The 19,364-nt window shown below is 66.5% G+C and carries 20 protein-coding genes and 3 pseudogenes; 6 read left to right on the top strand and 17 right to left on the bottom strand.

Features of this window, described 5'->3' with window-relative positions; genetic code table 11:
* Positions 1–273: 273 nt before the first annotated feature.
* From PX52LOC_RS16245 to PX52LOC_RS40570, 3 genes are all read right to left on the bottom strand, one after another.
* The gene (locus tag PX52LOC_RS16245; RefSeq protein ID WP_149111093.1) at positions 274–501 is read right to left on the bottom strand and encodes a tautomerase family protein; all 228 of its coding nucleotides are present in this window, start codon (positions 499–501) and stop codon (positions 274–276) included.
* Positions 502–614: 113 nt separating this feature from the next.
* Positions 615–2,102 (bottom strand): calcium-binding protein, encoded by a 1,488-nt coding sequence (locus PX52LOC_RS16240; RefSeq protein WP_390637543.1) that lies wholly within the window; start codon positions 2,100–2,102, stop codon positions 615–617.
* A 518-nt stretch (positions 2,103–2,620) separates the two neighbouring features.
* On the bottom strand, positions 2,621–2,788 hold the full coding sequence (locus PX52LOC_RS40570; RefSeq protein WP_168219033.1) for a hypothetical protein: 168 nt from the start codon (positions 2,786–2,788) through the stop codon (positions 2,621–2,623).
* A gap of 131 nt (positions 2,789–2,919) precedes the next feature.
* Here PX52LOC_RS40570 and PX52LOC_RS16235 point away from each other — a divergent pair, with 131 nt between their 5' ends.
* Both PX52LOC_RS16235 and PX52LOC_RS43910 read left to right on the top strand, forming a co-directional pair.
* A complete protein-coding gene (locus tag PX52LOC_RS16235) occupies positions 2,920–3,951 on the top strand; it encodes a hypothetical protein (RefSeq protein ID WP_149111091.1) in 1,032 nt (343 codons plus the stop codon).
* Positions 3,938–4,162, top strand: a complete 225-nt coding sequence (locus PX52LOC_RS43910) for a hypothetical protein (protein WP_149111090.1) — start codon at positions 3,938–3,940, stop codon at positions 4,160–4,162. The genes PX52LOC_RS16235 and PX52LOC_RS43910 overlap by 14 nt, the downstream gene beginning before the upstream one ends.
* A gap of 38 nt (positions 4,163–4,200) precedes the next feature.
* Here the strand turns inward: PX52LOC_RS43910 and PX52LOC_RS41970 are convergent, their stop codons facing one another.
* Complete coding sequence (locus tag PX52LOC_RS41970; RefSeq protein WP_218575371.1) at positions 4,201–4,395, bottom strand: hypothetical protein; 195 nt, start codon at positions 4,393–4,395, stop codon at positions 4,201–4,203.
* On the bottom strand, positions 4,392–5,177 hold the full coding sequence (locus tag PX52LOC_RS16225; protein WP_218575370.1) for an IS1595 family transposase: 786 nt from the start codon (positions 5,175–5,177) through the stop codon (positions 4,392–4,394). Before PX52LOC_RS16225 ends, PX52LOC_RS41970 begins: the two co-directional genes overlap by 4 nt.
* 106 nt (positions 5,178–5,283) lie before the next feature.
* Here PX52LOC_RS16225 and egtB point away from each other — a divergent pair, with 106 nt between their 5' ends.
* From egtB to PX52LOC_RS42580, 3 genes and pseudogenes are all read left to right on the top strand, one after another.
* Positions 5,284–6,429: an ergothioneine biosynthesis protein EgtB gene (gene egtB, locus PX52LOC_RS16220; RefSeq protein WP_246173739.1), complete on the top strand. Its 1,146-nt coding sequence runs from the start codon at positions 5,284–5,286 to the stop codon at positions 6,427–6,429.
* Positions 6,312–6,845 (top strand): annotated as a pseudogene (locus PX52LOC_RS16215) (L-histidine N(alpha)-methyltransferase); the annotation flags it as partial. The gene egtB and the pseudogene PX52LOC_RS16215, both read left to right, overlap by 118 nt.
* 97 nt (positions 6,846–6,942) lie before the next feature.
* Positions 6,943–7,008, top strand: a pseudogene (locus PX52LOC_RS42580) (hypothetical protein); the annotation flags it as partial.
* Positions 7,009–7,035: 27 nt separating this feature from the next.
* Here PX52LOC_RS42580 and PX52LOC_RS16210 read toward each other — a convergent pair.
* The 9 genes and pseudogenes from PX52LOC_RS16210 to PX52LOC_RS16170 all read right to left on the bottom strand — a co-directional run.
* Positions 7,036–8,172, bottom strand: a pseudogene (locus tag PX52LOC_RS16210) (DUF1549 domain-containing protein); the annotation flags it as partial.
* 386 nt (positions 8,173–8,558) lie between these two features.
* Positions 8,559–9,728, bottom strand: a complete 1,170-nt coding sequence (locus PX52LOC_RS16205) for a cystathionine gamma-synthase (RefSeq protein ID WP_149111089.1) — start codon at positions 9,726–9,728, stop codon at positions 8,559–8,561.
* A gap of 133 nt (positions 9,729–9,861) precedes the next feature.
* Positions 9,862–11,223 (bottom strand): cystathionine beta-synthase, encoded by a 1,362-nt coding sequence (locus tag PX52LOC_RS16200; protein ID WP_149111088.1) that lies wholly within the window; start codon positions 11,221–11,223, stop codon positions 9,862–9,864.
* A gap of 84 nt (positions 11,224–11,307) precedes the next feature.
* Positions 11,308–12,114 (bottom strand): mycofactocin-coupled SDR family oxidoreductase, encoded by an 807-nt coding sequence (locus tag PX52LOC_RS16195; protein WP_149111087.1) that lies wholly within the window; start codon positions 12,112–12,114, stop codon positions 11,308–11,310.
* On the bottom strand, positions 12,111–12,641 hold the full coding sequence (locus PX52LOC_RS16190) for a carboxymuconolactone decarboxylase family protein (protein ID WP_149111086.1): 531 nt from the start codon (positions 12,639–12,641) through the stop codon (positions 12,111–12,113). The genes PX52LOC_RS16195 and PX52LOC_RS16190 overlap by 4 nt, the downstream gene beginning before the upstream one ends.
* A 3-nt stretch (positions 12,642–12,644) precedes the next feature.
* Positions 12,645–14,060 carry a sulfatase gene (locus PX52LOC_RS16185; protein WP_149111085.1) on the bottom strand — a complete coding sequence of 472 codons (1,416 nt, stop codon included), beginning with the start codon at positions 14,058–14,060 and terminating at the stop codon, positions 12,645–12,647.
* 63 nt (positions 14,061–14,123) lie between these two features.
* The gene (locus tag PX52LOC_RS16180) at positions 14,124–14,963 is read right to left on the bottom strand and encodes an alpha/beta hydrolase (protein ID WP_149111084.1); all 840 of its coding nucleotides are present in this window, start codon (positions 14,961–14,963) and stop codon (positions 14,124–14,126) included.
* A gap of 87 nt (positions 14,964–15,050) precedes the next feature.
* Positions 15,051–15,350, bottom strand: coding sequence for a hypothetical protein (locus tag PX52LOC_RS16175; protein WP_149111083.1), 300 nt, complete (start codon positions 15,348–15,350; stop codon positions 15,051–15,053).
* Positions 15,351–15,649: 299 nt separating this feature from the next.
* The gene (locus PX52LOC_RS16170) at positions 15,650–16,114 is read right to left on the bottom strand and encodes an RrF2 family transcriptional regulator (protein WP_149111082.1); all 465 of its coding nucleotides are present in this window, start codon (positions 16,112–16,114) and stop codon (positions 15,650–15,652) included.
* A gap of 173 nt (positions 16,115–16,287) precedes the next feature.
* Here PX52LOC_RS16170 and PX52LOC_RS16165 point away from each other — a divergent pair, with 173 nt between their 5' ends.
* Positions 16,288–16,701: an RrF2 family transcriptional regulator gene (locus PX52LOC_RS16165; protein WP_149111081.1), complete on the top strand. Its 414-nt coding sequence runs from the start codon at positions 16,288–16,290 to the stop codon at positions 16,699–16,701.
* On the opposite strand, the gene PX52LOC_RS16160 is transcribed toward PX52LOC_RS16165, so the two are convergent.
* Genes PX52LOC_RS16160 through ssuD form a run of 3 tightly spaced genes read right to left on the bottom strand, consistent with a single transcriptional unit; the run spans position 16,689 to position 19,362 of the window.
* On the bottom strand, positions 16,689–17,432 hold the full coding sequence (locus tag PX52LOC_RS16160) for an ABC transporter ATP-binding protein (protein WP_218575368.1): 744 nt from the start codon (positions 17,430–17,432) through the stop codon (positions 16,689–16,691). The two genes, PX52LOC_RS16165 and PX52LOC_RS16160, sit on opposite strands and share 13 nt — an antisense overlap.
* Positions 17,429–18,232, bottom strand: coding sequence for an aliphatic sulfonate ABC transporter permease SsuC (gene ssuC, locus PX52LOC_RS16155; RefSeq protein ID WP_149111080.1), 804 nt, complete (start codon positions 18,230–18,232; stop codon positions 17,429–17,431). The genes PX52LOC_RS16160 and ssuC overlap by 4 nt, the downstream gene beginning before the upstream one ends.
* Complete coding sequence (gene ssuD / locus PX52LOC_RS16150) at positions 18,229–19,362, bottom strand: FMNH2-dependent alkanesulfonate monooxygenase (protein WP_149111079.1); 1,134 nt, start codon at positions 19,360–19,362, stop codon at positions 18,229–18,231. The genes ssuC and ssuD overlap by 4 nt, the downstream gene beginning before the upstream one ends.
* Positions 19,363–19,364 lie beyond the last annotated feature (2 nt).

The following is a 19,364-nucleotide window of genomic DNA, read 5'->3' as shown; positions in this document are numbered from 1 at the left end:
GATCGACGTCATCCATCTGATCGCCGACGTAGTTGATCTTCCGCCCGTCTTGGAAGTCCCACACGAGCTCGCCCGCTACCCCGGCGATCTGCCCTCACAGTCGCACAACGAATGCAGAACCTGCACAACGGTTGTACTGGAAACCGGCACACCGTTGTGTAAAGCCGGATGTGCCGGCTGGTTCCACCACGGGCGGGCTTGGGGACGAACCCGCTTCCGCAATTCGAACAGTCTTTGCCCCGCAAGAGCGGTAACAACTCGGACCCTCGCGGCTCAACCTCGGGCCGTTCGGGCTGCGAGAGCGTTTACGTCGCTCGTCGTGAGGGGATTGCCACCGATTCCCCAGTCGCCACTTTTGACCTCTTCGACAACAACCCACGTCACGGAACGCAGGTTCTCGCCCTCGATGGCCACCATCGTGTCGGTGAGTTTCCGGATCATCTCCTGCTTTTGAGCCTGCGTGAACACGCCTTCGATCAGTTTGACATTTACCAACGGCATCGGCCTTCTCCGGTTTGTCGTGATGGGTTCTGGAGGAAATAGGGTCGCAAGGAACTGCGGACCGGGGGTGAGCGACTCGCCCTTGTCCCCGGCCCGCCCATGGTCATTCCCGTTTACTGGATGACGACGTTGTCGCCGGGACCGCCGTCGAGCACGTCTTGGCCCGGCCCGCCGATCAGCACGTCGTCCCCGGCTCCGCCGGTCAGCACGTCGTTGTTGTTGCCGCCGATCAGCACGTCGTCGCCGTCGCCGCCGTTGGCCGTCAGTTGGATGGCACCCACGGCCAGGCCCGACGCCTCGATCACGTCGGCACCCGCGAGGGCGTTGATCGTCAGTCGGTCGTTGGCGGCTTCCGCCCCGGTGATGGTCACGAGAGCCGCAAGCCCGAGGACGCTCGTGCCGGTGGCATCGCCGACGGCCTGGATCACGTCGTCGCCGTTCGTGCCGTTGACGATGACCGTGTCGGCCGCCCCGTCGCCCACCCCACCGGCGGCCGCGAGGTTCAGGTTCACCGCCGTCACGTCGGTGCCGGATAGGTCGTTGACCGTGATCGTGTCGGCCCCGCCGAGGGCGTTGAAGGTGATCCCCTCCACGTCGTTCAGGTCCATCACGACGTTGGCCACGTCGCGGGCGAACCGGACCCGGCCGCCGTTCGCCGAAACGTCGATCTTCTCGTTGATGTTCGCGCCGTTGAAGACCATCCGGTCGTTGCCGGCCTGCCCCTCGACCGTGTCCGAACCGTCGCCGGGGTTCCACACGAACACGTCGTCGCCGGCCCCCAGGTAGGCCGTGTCGTTGCCGCGGCCCCCGTTGATCGTGTCGTTCCCGTCGCCTCCGAAGAGGAAGTCGTTCCCGTCGCCGCCGGTGATCGTGTCGTTGCCTGTGCCGCCGTCCACGGTCAGCTGAATGAGCGGGGCCAAGCCGTTGCCGGCGGTGAACGTGTCGTCCCCGCCGTTCATGTTGACGACGAGCTTCTCGCTCGTGCCGATGTCGAGTGAGAACGGGGCGGGGTTCACGCGGTCGAACCGGACCCGCGTGCCGTTGGCGGTGACGGTGAACGCTTCGGCCCCGTTGCCGCCGTTGACCTCGACGGTGTCGATCCCGGCCCCGCCCTCGTTCAAGTCGGTGTCGTCGCCGGGGTTCCAGACCGTCCGGTCGTCGCCGGCCTCGCCGAACACTTGGTCGTCGCCGTCGCCGCCGGTGAGGACGTCGTTGCCGGCCCCGCCGAACAGCAGGTCGTTGCCGCCCTTGCCGAGCAGCGTGTCGTTGCCGTCCTGGCCGAACAGCAGGTCGTTGCCGCTCCCGCCGGTCAGCACGTCGTTGCCGGCCCCGCCGAACAAGTTCGCCTTCGGCAGCGCACCGTTCGCCTCGTTGAGGGTGATCGTGTCGTTACCGCCCTGGCCGAAGACTTGAATCAGGGAAGTGTTCGCGACCGTCGCCGTGCCGCCGAGGATCGAAACGGCCCCGCCGTTGACCAGCAGTTTTCCGGCCGCGTCACGACTGACGGTGATGGTGTTGTCCAGGTTGTCGCCGAAGACGGAGAAAACCCCGGCGCTCGGGAGGAATGACGCCGTCACCGCGGGAACTTCACGCCCTTCCAGACTGACCAGCGAGGGGGTGAATCGGGCCGCTCGTGCGGACGGGGACTTCTGCTTCATCGTCCGACGACGGGCGCCACGGAGAAGGGCTTGGTACATCGCGCGTAGCATCTCAAACGGCCTCAAGATGGGAGAGGGCGAAACAGATCCTCGGCCCGGGTCCGGCGTTTTGCCTCGACCAACGACTCCGAGTTCGCCAGGGGAAACGGCCGGCCGGGCCAAATCTCCGAGGCAAATTAAAAAGTTCCTCATCCTCCATCTCGCTCGTTCTCAGGGACAGACTCGTGAACTGGTGTAGAATCGCGGATCCGCCGAATCTCTTTGCCTTTTCCCCGATTCTCGGGTGTCGATGTGATCGTCCCGCCGCCTCTCGCACATTTCACGAGACCACCCATCCTCGGCCACTGCCGGGGCGACGGGCCAAACGCCCGCGGGTGCGGGGTCGTTGATGGCGTGCTCGGGAGGGCAATAATATACTTGGAACACAACCGGCGACTTGAGAACTGACGTGAATCGGTCGGTCACTTCTTCGGCTTCGGCCCGCGTTTTGGCTTCTTGGCCTGTTCCTTCTGGTACTCGGCTTCCCGCTTGTCGATCTCGGCCTTCGGGACGCCCATCAGCTTGCGGGCCATCACGTCGAAGGCGTTAAACGCCGTGGGGTTGGATGGTTGGGAATGCGGCTTGCTCATGTGGTGATTGTACTCGATGGCGGCGCAATGCTAGACCGTCAGTAGGGCATGACCCCTTATCGGCCAATATAACGAGTGACGAGAAAGCAAACGTCAACCCAGCTCCACGCCACGATAAACTGGAGACCAAGGTGACAACCGACTACCAAGACCTGTTTTTTGCTACCGCTTACCGGCCGATCCCGTGGGAGAACTTACCCCACGAGGGAATTCGAGCCATCGGTGAATCATTCGACGCGAATCTGCGGCGAATTCGAATGGCTGCTACACTCCCCCACATAATTCGAACTATTACTCGACACTCGGCTCAGTACAGTGCGGACGCTGCCCATGAAGTCTGGGGCGATGATGCCCGAAAACCGCATGGGCCGAGTGACCCGAAGTGGCAGGAATTCGTGGGTAAGATCAATACCCGATTTGAAGCGCGTGCGAATGCGCCGGCCACTACCAAAGACGCTGAAGAAGCATTCGATCTGGACATTGGATTTTTAAACCTATTGGAGTCATTGCCGTCTAATGACTCGCTTAACTGCTCGGACGGTTTTCGTGCGATAAAGGCGGGCGCAGTGGCAGGTATATGGACAGCTTTCGAGATTCTTGCCAGCGACCTTTGGGTCGAAGCCCTCAACTCTCACCCGGCCGAACTAGCAGACCTGGCCGGCAAGAATCCGAAGGCAATGCCGAGAGATCGGGAACCGTTGCCGGCTACTGCGACGCGAAATCCTAGGGGGCCGAACGAAGAACGGCTTTTGCGGGTGGATTACTTACGACTCCACGGATACAACCTGTCTCGCAGTATGGGCACAATCCTCAGTGAGAAGTATAATTTCCAGACTTTAGACGGAATGCGAGAAGCTTACGTTAGAGCGTTCTGCGAGAGCCACTCGGGTGTGAGGGAAGCCATACTCCACCCTTCCGTGAAGGCACTTGCCGAAACGCGACACGCTATCACTCACAAAGCTGGTAAAGCCGACCCGAAGTTTATGATGGCACACGGGCATTGTGCTGAGTTGAGTTCCGCCTTCCCGAACGCAGAATCGGGCAAGCTTCTCGATATATCCGGCGAGGTGGTCGCTAAACTCACAAAGCCCGTCGTGGAGCAAGCGATAAAATTGCTACTGGAAGTGTCCGCTATTGTGGGACCGGATAATGAGGGCATTTAAGATGAGTAGCGACATACAAGACCAAATCCCTGAGCTAGAACGCCCATGCGAAACTTGTCGGGGCCAGCGTGGATCGGATGACTGTTACAGTCGCCGCTATATGTGCCCGGAGTGCGACGGGGCGGGGTTCGTACCGACCGAGTTCGGTGTGAAGATACTTCAATCCATGAGGCACAACTTCCGCCCGATGCGGCAAGCCACTACTTCGTAGTAGCGAATTTTTTCTTCCGCTTCCCCCGACCCTGTCGTTTACTCGACAGGGGGCAACTCCGGTCGATCTTTGCCCGTCAGGTGGCTGTAGGTCAGCCGCTTCCCGCCGATGGCCCCGAGTAGTTCCGTGAACCGCTCGCCGTTCGTCTTCGCTTCGTCACAATGCTTCCGGTTGTTGTACCGGAACGCCTGTTCGTCCAAGCAGCGGAACAGGTGGAACGGTTCGACGCTCACATACGTCCCCTTGTGCTCCGCTTGAGCAACGACCAGTAATTCTCCAACCCGTTCGTGTGGGCGTTCCCTCGGACGTACTCGCGGGCGTGATCGACCGCCTCGTGAACGTAGTCCGGGTTCAAACCGATATACCCCGCGTGAGCGTCGGTGCAGACGAGCGAACCCACTTCGACGTTCTCCCTCACTTCAGCGTGCAACGTGCCGCGTTGGGTGCCCGGAGTGACCGTCGTTCGCACTTCGCCGTTGCGTTCCAGCACGCCCATGACGATAGCCTTGCCCACCGCCCCGCGACCGTGAATCTTCTCGGCCCGCTTATCTGCGCGCATGTTGCGGGCCTTCCCGCCGATGAAAGTTTCATTGACTTCCACTTCGCCGCTCAACTTCTCCAGCGAACCGTTTTGCATGGCTAGTCGGATGCGGTGCAACAGGAACCACGCCGACTTTTGCGTGATGCCGAGTGCCCGGTGCAGTTCCCATGAACTGACTCCGTTCTTCGCGTTCCCAATCAACCAGATGGCCGTCAGCCACTTATCGAGGCCGAGCGGGCTATCTTCCATCACTGTCCCGATTTTGATGCTGAACTGCTTCTTGCACTGGCCCTTGCACCGCCAGATGCGGCGGCTCGCGATGAAGGCGTGTTCGGTCGAACCGCAGTGCGGACAGGTGATGCCGTTCGGCCATCGAATCGGCGTGAGGTAGTTCAAACAGGTGTCCGGGTCGGCGAAGTACCGGATGGCCTGAACCAATTTTTCTGGGGTCGTGTCGTTGTTGTTCGTGTCCATACACGAATTCTTGTCCAGCCAGCCCTGTGCGCCAAGTATATTGTTGCCTTTTTAACTCGTACTACCAGAGCATGGGGCCGCGCTGGCCGCGCTCCCAGCGGGGCTGTTGTCCCGCCCGACGGCGGTGGACGTGTTCGGCTACCGCGCGTACGTCGACAAGCACATGGATCGACTCCTCCGGGCGTCCGATTCCCGCACCCTGGACCGAGCCGAGCCGGCGGTCGTGCTGGGAATCCACCACGAACAGCAACACCAGGAGTTGATCCTCACCAACCTCAAGCACGCCTGGGCCGCCAACCCCCTTCACCCCGTCTACCGAGAGGCGGTGTCCGAGGCTGCCGTGCCCCCTCGTCGCGCCTGGTTGACGTTCCCCCCGCGCCTCGCCTCGATCGGGCACGACGGGAGCGGCTTCGCGTTTGACAACGAGTTGCCGCGCCATCAGACCTGGTTGCACGGATTTCAGCTCGCAAGCCGGCTGGCGACCAACGCCGAGTACCAGGGCTTCGTCGCCGACGGTGGGTACGACCGGCCGGAGTTTTGGTTGTCCGACGGGTGGGCCGCCCGGCAGGTTCAGGGGTGGGAGGCCCCGCTGTACTGGACGGAAGAAAACGGGGAGTGGTCCATGACCACGCTCGCGGGTCCGCGCCTCCTCTGTCCGTCTGAGCCAGTTTGTCACGTCAGTTATTACGAGGCCGATGCGTTCGCACGTTGGGCCGGAGCCCGACTGCCGACCGAGGCGGAGTGGGAAATCGCCTCCTCCGACGTGCCACTCGGGGGGCACTTTCTGGAAGCCGGCCGCTTTCACCCCGCGGCGACAACCGCTGCGGACGACCCCGGACCGATCTACCAGCTTTACGGCGACGTGTGGCAGTGGACGGCGAGTCCCTACGCCGGCTACCCCGGCTACGCCCCTCTTACGGGCGCCTTGGGCGAGTACAACGGCAAGTTCATGTGCAACCAGTTCGTTCTGCGCGGCGCGTCCTGTGTCACGCCCCGTGGCCACACCCGCCTCACCTACCGCAATTTCTTCCCCCCCGGACGCCCGCTGGCAGTTCAGCGGCATCCGCCTTGCCAAGGATCTCGTATGATCGACGCCGTCCGACAACGGTCCACACCCCCGCCGTCAAGGCGCCGGTGGGCCAATTCCTCGCGGACGTGCTCCGCGGCTTGGGAGCGCCGAGGAAGGAACTGTCTTGCAAGTACTTCTACGACGAGAACGGGTCGGCGCTGTTCGATGAAATCACGACGTTAGACGAGTACTACCCGACGCGCACCGAGATCGGCGTCATGAAGCGGCACGCCGCGGAGATTGCCGGGCTGCCGGGACCGCGTTGCCTTCTCATCGAGTTCGGCAGCGGCAGCAGCGTCAAGACTCGGTTCCTGCTCGACCACTTGCGAGACCCGGCCGGTTACGTCCCCGTCGACGTCTCGGGCGAGCACCTGCGCCGCTCGGCCAATGCCATGGCCTTGGAATACCCGGACGTCGAGGTACTGCCAGTGTGCGCCGACTTCACCCGGCCGCTGGGCCTTCCCGCGTGCCGAACGCCACCCGCCCGCCGGGTGGTCTACTTCCCCGGCTCGACGCTCGGCAACTTCACCCCGAAGGAGGCGATCGTCTTGCTGCGGCGGACGGCGGCCCTGTGCCGCCGCGGCGGCGGACTCCTGCTCGGCGTCGACTTGCAAAAAGACCCGCGGGTCTTTGAGGCCGCGTACAACGACCGGCGGGGGGGGCACGGCCGCGTTCAACCGCAACATCCTGGCCCGGATGATTCGCGACCTCGACGCGGACTTCGACCTCGGCCAGTTCGCCCACCGGGCCGTGTACGACGTCGCGTTCGGGAGGATCGAAATGCACCTTGTCAGTTGCAGCGACCAGGCCGTTTACGTCGGCCTGCGGGACGGGGTCGAACTTGTGGTCGTGGCACCGGGCGCAACTGACGGTCAACCCGAGGACGGACCGGGTGACGGCGTCGATCTGCTCGTCCACGTTGTCCATGACGAACCGGACCTTGAACCGCTGGTTCACGTCCTTCACGCCGAGGGCGAGGAACCCGGTCGCGATCTTCTGCCGGTTGGCCTCCTCGTCGTTCGTCGATGGGAGCAGGTCGCCGGCGACCTGCTCACGAATGAACCGGTCGTACGGGACGTCGGCGTTCACGCTGTCGATGACGTAGTCGCGGTACTTCCAGGCGTGCGGGTACGGGATGTTCCGGCTCGGGCCGGTCGACTCGCCGTACCGGGCCACGTCGAGCCAGTGCCGGCCCCACCGCTCGCCGAACTGCGGCGACGCGAGCAACCGATCGACGACCTTGGCGAAGGCGTCCTTCGAGTCGTCCTTCACGAAGGCGTCGACGTCGGCCGGCGTCGGCGGCAGGCCGGTCAGGTCGAACGTGACGCGGCGGATGAGCGTGACCTTGTCCGCGTCGGCGACCGGCGCCAGCTTCTGCGCCTCGAGCTTCGCGAGCAGGAAGCGGTCGACGTCGTCTTTCGCCCACGCCGCGTCCTTCACGGCCGGGGCCTTCGGCTCCTGGAGCGGCTGCCACGCCCAGTGGTCCTTCCGCAGTTCCTCGTACTTCTCCTTCTGCTTGCCGAACGACGCGGGCAGCTTGACCGCCGGCCACACCGCCCCGTCCTTGATCCAGGTCGTCAGGTCCGCGATCTGTTCGTCGGAGAGATGCTCGCCTTCCGTCGGCATGCGGCGCTTGGCCTCCTTGGCCACCCGCTTCAACAGCAGGCTGTCGGCCGGCTTGCCGGGGACAACGGCCGCGCCCGCGTTGCCGCCGGTCAACAGGCCGTTGCGGTCATCGACCCGCAACCCGCCGGCCGGCTTCGTGTCGGCCGAGTGGCAGGCGTTGCAATGCCCGACCAAGAGCGGGCGAATTTTCTTCTCGAAGAATTCGAGCTTGCCCGCGTCGGGTTCGGCCGACCGCCCCACCGCCGCGATCGCGAGGGCGACTACCAGCGAGAACACGGGGCGGAAATGACTACTCGACATGTTGATGATCCTCCAGAAAACCAGTTCAGTTGTTTGGAATGCTTGCGGTCACACGGTTCGACTCAGCCCCGTTCGGACGCGCCTCACGGTCATAGTCCTCCAACAGGCGAGCAAAATCAGCGGATGCGTTCTTGAGTAGAACACAATTCTTGTTAAAGCACCAACATGACAAACAAGATGATTTATTGCAAGAAATATTCTCGAATCTTGCCCTGTTCGTCTGGCTACTCCGTCAAATCGATTAGCGGGAAGAGTTCCTGTTATCGATGTAAATTATTGATAGGTATGGTATTACAAAATCGACATTTCAGATGACTGCATACTATCAGACGTGAAATGACTTAACGGAGTAGAATACGTCAAATGTGAACTGATACTGTGATCTATTAGATGGTTTCTGCACTCAGAGCCACTTCCAAGTCGTCCCGCAGGTCGGCGACATCCTCGATGCCGACGCTCAGGCGGATGAGGCCGTCGTCCACGCCGCGGGCCTCGCGGACGGCCTTCGGGATGCTCGCGTGGGTCATCGTGGCCGGGTGGTTGACCAGCGACTCGACGCCGCCCAGGCTCTCGGCCAGGCTGAACAACTTCGTGCGGGTGAGGAACTGTCGGGCGGCGTCGGCCCCGCCGTGCAGTTGCAGCGAGATCATGCCGCCGAACGCCTTCATCTGCCGGGCCGCGACGGCGTGGCCGGGGTGCGACGGCAGGCCGGGGTAGTACACCTTCGCCACTTGCGGTTGTTGCGTCAGCCAGGCGGCCAGCTCGGCGGCGTTCGCCGAGTGCCGGTCCATCCGCACGGCCAGCGTCTTGATCCCCCGCAGCGTCAGGTAGCAGTCGAACGGCCCCGGCACCGCCCCGGCCGCGTTCTGGAAGAACTGGATCGGGTCGAGCAACTCCTGGCGGCCGATCACCGCCCCGCCGATCACGTCCGAGTGGCCGCCGAGGTACTTCGTCGTGCTGTGGACGACGACATCGGCCCCGAGCGGGAGCGGTTGCTGCAGGTACGGCGAGGCGAACGTGTTGTCCACGACGAACACGGCACCGGCCGTGTTCGCCACGGCCGCGATGGCGGCGATGTCGAGGATTTGCAACAGCGGGTTGGTCGGCGTCTCAATCCAGACCATCTTTGTCTTCGGCCCGACGAGCGCGGCGAACCCGGCGGGCGAGGCGTCGTCGGTGTACTTCGCGGTGATGCCCCAGGGCTTGAACACCCGCTCCAGCAGTCGGAAGGTGCCGCCGTACAGGTCGGCGGCCGCGACGACCTCGTCGCCCGGCTTGAGTAGAGCCTGGAAGACGGCCGTGGTGGCGGCCAGGCCGGACGCGAACGCCAGCCCGCGGTCGCCGCCTTCGAGGGCGGCCAGGCACGCTTCGAGGGCGGCCCGCGTCGGGTTGCCGCTGCGGGCGTACTCGTACCCCTTGTGCTCACCGGGGGCGGCCTGGGTGAACGTGGAGCTCACCGAGATGGGCACGACCGTCGCCCCGGTGGCCGGGTCGGCGGGCTGCCCAGCGTGGATGGCGCGGGTGCTGAACCCGTGGGCGGCGTGGTCGGAACTCATGCGGCAACTCCGCGGGCGAGGGGTTCGGACTGTAGCCGCAGGCTTTAGCCTGCGGAGCGTTCCTCCCGCGAAGCCCATCGCCCGGCACCGAAGCGTTCGCGGGGGGAAGGCTCTCGCAGGCTAAAGCCTGCGGCTACGGTGCGCCGGCCGCGACCTTCGAGGGCGACCAGTAGTCGATCAGGTCGATGCGGGTGACGATGCCCAGGACCTCGCCGTCGCTCGTCGCCAGCACGCCGGTGTTGCCGGACAACAGCAGCCGGTACGCCTCGTCGATGTGGGTGCTCACGTCGAGTTGCGGCAGCGGCCGGGCCATGATCTCGCCGACCGTCACCGCGGCCGGGTCGCGGTGGTCGTGGAGGATGCGGGCGAGGGTCACTTCCTGCACGCTGCCGACCGGCTTGCCGCCGTCCAGCACGGGCAGTTGCGAGATGCCGGCGGTGCTCAGGATGTCGATGGCCTCGGCCGCCGTCGCGTCCGGGCCGATCGTGAACAGCGGCCGCTCGCCGCGGCTGTGCAGCAGGTCGCCAACCGTGTGCCGGGCCTCGGGCAGCCACTCTAGGCCGTTGGCGGCCAGCCAGGCGTCGTCGTACACCTTGCTCAGGTAGTTGCGGCCGGTGTCGGGGCACAGCACCACGACGAGATCGCTCGCGGTCAGCCGGCGGGCGTACCGCAGGGCGGCGGCCAGGGCCGTGCCGCACGACCCGCCGACGAGGATGCCTTCTCGGCGGGCGACTTCGCGGGCCGTGTGGAAGCTCTCGGCGTCGCCGACGCGAACCCAGTCGTCGACGAGCTGACTGTTGAAGGTCTTCGGCACGAAGTCCTCGCCGATGCCCTCGACCTTCCACCCGTGCGGGGCTCCGCCGGACAGGATCGACCCTTCCGGGTCGGCCCCGATCATCTTCACGTCCGGGTTCCGCTCCTTCAGGTACTTGCCGACGCCGGACAGCGTGCCGCCGGTGCCGACGCCGCCGACCACGTGCGTCACCCGGCCGTCGGTCTGCTCCCAGATCTCCGGGCCGGTCGTGCGGTAGTGGATTTCGGGGTTCGACAGGTTCGTGAACTGGTTCGGCCGCCACGCGCCGGGGATCTCGCGGGCCAACCGGTCGGCCACGCCGTTGTAGCTGTCCGGGTGGTCCGGCGGCACGTTCGTCGCGGTGATGACGACCTCGGCCCCGTAAGCCTTCAAGAGGCTGACCTTCTCGGCACTCATCTTGTCGGGCAGGACGAAGATGCACCGGTACCCCTTGACGGCGGCGGCCATCGCCAGGCCGACGCCGGTGTTGCCGGCCGTGGCCTCGATGATGGTGCCGCCCGGCCGCAGCCGGCCGGCCTTCTCGGCGTCGGCGATCATGGCGACGGCGACCCGGTCCTTCGTACTGCCGCCGGGGTTCATCGCCTCCACCTTGGCGGCGATGGTCGGGGCCAGCCCGGCGGTCACCCGGTGGAGCTTCACCAGAGGGGTGCGGCCGACGGCGTGCAGAATGGTGTCCAGCATGGCTTTTCCCGCTCCTCGGGGCGAGGCGTGTCTCCTACATCGACCGCCGCGAACAGTCGCCTGGACATTTTATCGCCGCCCCGGTCAGCGGGTCAGCAGGCCGGCGTCGAGGACGAACTGCGACCCGGTCACGAAGCGGGCCGCGTCGGACGCCAGGAACACGACCGCGTTCGCCACGTCGTCGGCCTCGACCCACGGCACCGGCAGCAGGTTGCCGGCCGAGCGCTCGGCGATCTCCAGCGGCGTCAGCCCTTCCATCGCCGCCAGGCCGTCCTGCATCGGCGTGTTCACGCCGGTCGGGTGGATCGACACCACGCGGACGTTGTGCGGGGCGAGTTCGATCGCCCACGACTTCGTCAGGCCGACGAGTCCCCACTTCGAGGCGACGTAGTGGCTCAGCCGGTTCGCCCCGCGGAGGCCGAGGACGGACGAGTTGTTGATGATGACGCCGGCCTTCCGCGCGATCAGGTGCGGGATCACCCGCCGGGTGACGAGGAACGCACCCTTCAGGTTGATGTCGAGCATCGCGTCCCAGGCGTCTTCGGAGAGTTCGTGCGCGAGGCCGTACCCGCAGATGCCGGCGTTGTTGAACAGCACGTCGATGCGGCCGAACCGCTCCACTGCGGCGGCCACCGCCTGCGTGACCGCCGCGTCGTCGCGCACGTCGGCGGTCACGGCCAGTGCCTGCGAGCCGAACTTCTGCACTTCACTCACCAGCGAATCGAGTTCGGCCGAGGTGCCGGTCGCGTAGCCGGGGTAGGCCAGCGGCTTCGTCACGTCGAGCGCGACGACCGACACACCTTCCCTCGCCAAGGCGAGGGCCGCGGCCCGGCCCTGTCCGTGGGCGGCCCCGGTGATGAGCGCGACCTTGCCCGCCAAGCCTGTCGTCATGTCGCCCCCTTGCGGAACGGGAACAGGTACTCGTCCAGGTCCACCTTCAGGACGTTGTTGAAGACGTTCGTCGCGATCATCAGCCCGCCGAACGCGGTCAGGGCAACGACCTGCGATGGCGTCAGGTGGGAAGCAACGGCGGCGTACTGTGCGTCCGTCACCCCGTTGGCGTCGCGGGCCAACTGCCGGCCGTACTCGACGACTGCCCGCTCGCGGTCGTCGAACTTCAGGTCGTCGGGGTCTTCGCCGGCCTCCGTCAGCCACCGGCGGAAGAAGGTCGAGCAGACGAGGCAATCGGTCTGGGCCGAGACGGCGTGCGCGAAGAGTGTGGTGAGGCGGTCGCCGAGGAACGCCGTCACCTCGGCGTGCAGGTCGTACCACCGCATGAGCGCGAACAGGGCCGCCGGCGAGTGCGCGAGCGTCCGCTTCATGTTCGTCGCGCGGCCGTGTTTGGCGATCTGCTCGTCGAGTTGCTCCCGGGCCGCCGGCGGGGCGGCCGCGACGTCAAGCGGGAGAATCCGTGCCATCCGTTACCCTCCGGGCCGGGCCGCCTTCCAGCCGCCGGCCAGCAACTTCTTCAACTCGGCCACGGTCGCCGCGTGCTTCGGGTCGGCGGCCAGGTTGGCATACTCGTGCGGGTCGGCGTCGTGGTCGTACAACTCGGCCGTGCCGTCGCCCCACGCATTGTACCGATACCGCTCCGTCCGTACGCTCTGCCCGAAGACTGGCTCGGTCGCCCCGGCGGTTCGGCGGGTGACGGTGGTGAACGCGGCCGTCTTCCACGCCCGCTTCGGGTCGTCGAGCAGCGGCACGGCGCTCGTGCCCTCCAGGTCGGTCGGCGGCGTCAGTCCGGCCAGGTCCGCGAGCGTCGGGTACAAGTCCACGAGTTCGACCAGGCGGCTGGTCACGCCCGGCTTCTTCCCCGGCACGCGGAGGATCAGCGGCACGCGGGCCGACTCCTCGAACAGGCTCATCTTGCGGAACAAGCCGCCGTGCTCGCCCAGGTGGAAGCCGTGGTCGCCGAAGAAGACGACGACCGTGTCGTCGGCCAGTTTCAGCCGGTCGAGCGCGGCCAGCAGGCGGCCGACTTGCGCGTCCATGAACGAAATCGACGCCAGGTACGCCCGCACCGCTTCCCGCTTCTGCACGTCGGTGTACACCTCACCCTTCGCGGGGGTCGGGTTGGCGTTGAACGCGAGCTTCGGGATGAACTTCAGGTGCTCCGGCGGCTCGGCCGGTAGTTTCACCCGGTCCAACGGGTACAGGTCGAAGTATTTCTTGGGGGCCACGAACGGCAGGTGCGGGCGATAGAACCCGGCGGCCAGGAAGAACGGCTTGCCGGACTTCTGCGACTGTTCGAGAAGTTCGATGACGCGGGTGGCGACCACGCCGTCGGGCTCGTCCTCGTCCTTCGTGTCGGTGGCCTTCCAGCCCAGGGAGAACTCGCCGATGCCGGTCCCCTCGACGGCGGCGTACGCCTTCGACATCAGGTTCTCGCCGTTCGGCCCGCGGGGGTGCTCGGACACGTCCCACGTCACCTGGTCCTCGTGCGCGTGGTGGGCGATCTTGCCGACGCGGGCGGTGAAGTACCCGTTGTTCCGGAACAGTTCCGGCAGGAAGACGGCGTCCTTGCCGACGTGGGCGCGGGCGACGACGCCGTTGTTGTAGACCCGCGTGGTGGCCGGCCGCTTGCCGCTCAGCAGCGAACTCCGGGACGGGTTGCACAGCGGGTACTGGCAGTACGCCCGGTCGAACCGCACGCCGGCGGCGGCCAGCTTGTCGAGGTTCGGCGTCTTGGCGAGCGGGTCGCCGTAACAGCCGAGCCGCGCGTTCAGGTCGTCGGCCGCGATGTACAGGACGTTCGGCTTCTTCGCCGGCGGATCGGCGGCCGAAGTGGCGGTGACCAGTATCAGGGCGAACAGGCAGGACCAATACCAGCGAGACATGCGGGAGCCTTCAATTAGGGGGAAAGAGGGCCGAGCCGCCGCGGACGGCCCGACCCTTGGCGGTTACTTTTTGTCGGCCTCGGTCGCGTGGATGAACGCCAGCACGGCCTGCCCGGTCGGGTCGCCGTCGGCGATCTTCGAGAACAGCGTCCCGTGGTCGCGGTCCTTGCCCACGTACACGGTCGCGGCGACTTTCTTCGCCTTGAGGGCGTCGGCGAACGCGGCCGTGTGCTTGTCCTTGTCCGGGTTGTCCTTGTCGGCGTAGGCCAAGAAGAACGGCGGCAGATCGGCCCGCAGGTGGTGCTGCGGCGACGCCTGCTTGCGGGCCGCGTCGCCGCCGAAGACCGCCGCCCGGTCGTCGGGTACCGCGTACAGGCCGCTCAACGAAATGACGCCCTTGACGGCCGCCGCGTCGGCCCCGGCCGCCTTCAGGTACTGATTGTCGGTCGCCAGCAGGGCCGCCAGGTGGCCGCCGGCCGAGTGGCCGGCGAGGTACAGGCGGTCGGCCGCCCCACCGTGCTCGGCGACGTGCTTCTGCACCCAGGCGACGGCCTTCGCCCCGTCTTCCACCGGGGCCGGGTACCTGGCGGCCGGCACCAAGCGGTAGCCGACGGCCGCGACGGCCACGCCCTGGCGGGCGAGCGTCTCGCCGAACTGGGCCGCGCCCTTGCGGTCCCCTTTCTGGTAGCCGCCGCCGTGGAAGAACACCACCACCGGCACGCCGGACTTGCCTTCGGGCAGGTACAGGTCGAGCTTGTGCCGCTCGGCGTCAACGCCGTCGCCGGTGTGGTAGGCCACGTCGGCAACCACCTTCACGGCGTTTAACTTCTCGGCGGCCGGCATGGATCCGGCGGCGAACAGCGTCGCCGCCACGGCGAACCACAGGTACGTCAGTCGCTTCATGACACGTCCTCGGGAAAGGGGGAAAGTCCCACGCACAGCACATGATGCCGCGCGGAGAAAATCGACGGACGAGGCGATTCAGACCGTCTACGGGACGGGGTGTAACTTCACCGCCTCGATGGTGGCGAACAAGAGGTTCAGGCCGGCGTCGATGTCGAGGGGGCTGACCCAGCCGATGGCACCCGGGTCGGCGTCGCCCCACCCGCGGTCCGGCGAGCAGGCCAGCCAGAAGTCGCCCGCCCGCGGCTTGGCTTCAGGGTAGGCGAGCGGCAACCCGAGTCGCTCGGCCGCCCGGCGGACGGCGTAGGTGTACGCCCGCGGCAGGTCGCGACGGACCACGACCCGACGCACGTGCAGGGTTTCGTTCTCCCAGGTAATGCGGACCATGTTGCTCGCTCCTCTGTCGATCACGGCTCGGGCACCCGTTCGGGTGGTGCCCTCGAAGGTTTTAAGGCGCGAAAAGTACGAGCGTGTGAGACACTCGCCAGAAGAGAATCACGACCCGGCCGGCTCACTGCAGATGTCGGAAGTGGAGGCTTACGACATCCCACCGACTGATCGTGTGTCACCAATATGATAGAGATAGTGTCGAATGTCAATCGTGTTCTCGGCTCGACCGCCATCCGCGGTCGCCACTCTGTCACCTCGCGGGCACTTTCAACGCAATTTGGTGTGTGAGCGGCGTGTCAGATACCTTCTCCACGGATCAGTTCGAGGTGGAAAACGTGGCGATCCGCGACGGGTTGGTTGACGACCACCTGGGCGAGCGTGACGTTGTCGAGGTAGTTCGCGACCATGTTCCGCACGTCGAGCATGACCCGGCGAAACCGGCAACAGTTCGACTGAGAGCAGTCCTCGAAGGCCGTGGCCGAAACGCAGCCGATAGGGGCCAAAACGCCGTCGAAATGACGAATGACCTGTCCCAGGGTGATTCGCTCCGGCGGAGACGTCAGGACGTACCCGCCCGTCCGGCCGGTACTGCTCCCGACCCACCCGCTTGACTTCAAGTCCAACATGATGTGTTCGAGAAACCGCTTCGGCACGTGATTCCGTCTCGCCAACTCGGTCATTGAAATCGGTCCCGCCCCCGCACGCTCCACGAGCGTGACGAGAACCCGCAGGGCGTAGTCGGCCTTTCGAGAAAGTTTCATCGCGAAGAGCTCCCCGCACAGCGATAAGGATCTAATTATAACTAAAATTATCACCAAAATCGTAAATTACTTTTTCGCACGCCCGTTTAAGCTCGCGGGCCGTGGTGCGCAGGCCGATGGAAATCCGTGTCGTTGCGCAAGATTCTTGGGATCGGTCTCCCTGAAAGGTCGCCATGTTTCTCTCCGCGAAGGCCGAGTACGGCTGCCTGGCCCTCCTCGAACTGGCCGCCCAGCACGGCAGCCCGAAACCTGTGCACCTGTCGGACATGGCGTCGCAGCACGGCATCCCGCAGCGATTCCTCGTTCAGATCATGGGCCACCTCAAGGGGGCCGGGTTGGTCGTCAGCACCCGCGGCGCGTCCGGTGGGTACCACCTGGCCCGCCGGCCGGACGAAATCTCCCTGGCCGACGTCCTCAACACCCTGGAGCGGACCGACCCGCCCGAAGAGCGGTACGCCCCCACCCCGTTGGGCAACGCCCTCCGGGCCGTCTGGAAGCGGATCACCGACGGCCGCGAGCGGGTGCTGTCCGAAACGAAGCTGTCCGACCTCCTGCCGCAGTTCGGTGGCGGGGATTACGTCATCTGAGCCGGCCGGCCGAGCACCCGCCCCAGCACGCCTTCGACGAGGCGGGCGAAGTCCGGTGAGCCGGTCGCCCGCGGCCGTGGGAACGGCACCGGCCACTCGGCGCGGATGCCGCCGCCTTCGAGTAGCAGCACGCGGTCGGCCAGGGTAACGGCCTCGGCCACGTCGTGGGTGATGAGCACGCCGGTGAAGGGGCGTTCCCGCCACAACTCTTCGACCAGTCGTTGCATCTCGACCCGCGTCAGGGCGTCCAAACTGCCGAGCGGTTCGTCGAACAGCAGGAATCCGGGTTCGGCCGCCAGTGCCCGCGCCAGGGCCACCCGCTGCCTTTGGCCGCCGGACAGGACGCCGGGATAGTCGGCCGCCCGCGTCGCCAGCCCGACCCGCTCCAACAGGCGGGCGGCATTCTCGCGGCGGCGGTCGTCCAGCCCCAACGCGACGTTCTCCCCGACCCGCAGCCACGGCAACAGGCGGCCGTCCTGAAAGAGCACGCGGGTCCGCGGACTCAGCCCGGCGAGCGGCCGGCCGTCGATCCGCACCTCGCCCGCCGTCGGTTGATCCAGCCCGGCGAGGAGGCGAAGGAGCGTGCTCTTGCCGCTGCCGCTCCGGCCGACGATCGCGACGAACTCGCCGGCCGCGACCCGCAGGTTCAGCCGGTCTAAGACGACGTGCGGGCCGAAGGCCCGGCGGACGCCGACCGCTTCCACGGACACGCCGCCGGCCGCGAAACTCAAAGTTCACTCCCAACGGAGTCGTCCGGGTTCGCGGCGGCCGCGATCGGTTGGACGAAGGCGGGGTGCCACGGCAAGAGACGCCGTTCCAGCAACCGGGCGACGCCGTCGGCCAGCTTGCCGAGCAGTGCGTAGAGCAGGATGCTGAGGACGACCACGTCGGTCCGCAGGAACTCGCGGGCGTTCATCGCCAGGTAGCCGACGCCCGACGTGGCGGCGATCGTCTCGGCGACGATGAGCGTCAGCCACATCACGCCGAGGGCGTACCGCACGCCGACCAGCACCGACGGCAACGCCCCCGGCCACAGCACACGCCGGAACAGTTGCCACCGGCCGAGGGCGTACACCCGGCCCATCTCGATCAGGCCGGAGTCGACCGTGCGGAACCCGTGATAGGTGTTCAGGTAGACGGGGAACAGCACGCCGACGGCGACGAGGAAGACCTTCGCCGCCTCGCCGACGCCGAACCAGAGGATGACGAGCGGGATGAGGGCCAGGTGCGGGATGGTGCGGAGCATCTGCACGGACGTGTCGAGGAGCCGCTCGGCCCGCCGCGACGTACCGGTGAGGACGCCGAGGGCGAGGCCGAGGGTCGTGCCGATGACAAACCCGGCGGCCGCCCGGGCGAAGCTCACGCCGAGGTGCCGCGGCAGTTCGCCGGACGCGGTCAGTTTGACCCCGGCCCGGCCGACTTCCAGGGGCGTCGGCAGGACGCGGGTCGACAGCCAGCCGAGTTTGCCGGCCGCCTGCCAGGCGAGGAGCAGGACCAGCGGCAGCAGCCAGGGCGTGAGTGCGCGACTCATGAGGTGCCGTTCGCGCCGCCGGGGATGCGGACCGCCCCGTTGGCGATCACCTCGCCCCGCGTCGCCGCGGTCGTCGCTCGGCTGAGCGGCAGGTGCGGGAACACGTGCTCGGCGACGTGGTAGGCTTCCTCCAAGTGCGGGTAGCCGGACAGGATGAACGTGTCGATGCCGACGGCCGCGTACTCGCGCATGAGGGCGGCCACCGTCGGCCCGTCGCCGACCATCGCCGTGCCCGCCCCGCCGCGGACGAGGCCGACGCCGGCCCACAGGTCGGGCCGCAGCCACAGCCCGTCGCGGCCGTTCCGCTGGAGGGCGAGCATCCGCCGCTGCCCTTCCGACTCGTACTTCGCCAACACGCCCTGGGCCGCCGCGGCGACCTCGGGCGTGACCTTCTCGATGAGCTTCTCCGCGGCCGTGCGGGCCTCGGCCACGGTGTCGCGGACGACGACGTGCAGCCGGATGCCGAACCGGACCGACCGGCCTTTCGCCGTAGCCGCCCGCCGGACGTCGGCGACCTTCTCGGCCACCGCGGCGGGCGGCTCGCCCCACGTCAGGTACACGTCCACGTGCCGGGCTGCCACGCACACGGCCGGCAGCGACGACCCGCCGAAGTACAGCGGGATGTGCGGCTGTTGGTGGGCCGGGAAGAACTGCTTGGCCGCCCACACGGTCAGGTGCTTGCCGGCGTGGTCGACGGTCTCCCCGCGGGCGAGGCCCCGCCAGATGGTCAGGAACTCGTCGGTTTGCTCGTACCGCTCCTCGGACGACAGGAACACGCCGTCGCCGTGCAACTCGTCGGTGTCGCCACCGGCGACCACGTTGATGAGGATGCGGCCGGCCGTCTGCCGGTCGAACGTGGCGGCCATGCGGTACGCGAGCGTCGGACTGACCAGCCCCGGCCGGACGGCGACGAGGTACTTCAGCCGCGTCGTGATCGCCGCCAGGCCGGCGGCCGTGATCCAGGCGTCGTCGCACCCGCGGCCGGTCGGGAGTAACGCGCCGTGGTAGCCGAGCGAATCTGCGGCGCGGGCCACTTGCGCGAAGTAGTCGAACGTGGCCGGCCGGCCGCCGTCGGTCGTGCCGAGGAACCGGCCGTCGCCCTGCGTGGGAATGAACCAGAACACGTCCACCG

Origin of the sequence: Limnoglobus roseus (genome assembly GCF_008254045.1) — a bacterium.
Taxonomy (GTDB): Bacteria; Planctomycetota; Planctomycetia; order Gemmatales; family Gemmataceae; genus Limnoglobus; species Limnoglobus roseus.
Note: the sequence above shows the minus strand (reverse complement) of the source record. Positions and strands in the feature narration are given on the sequence as shown.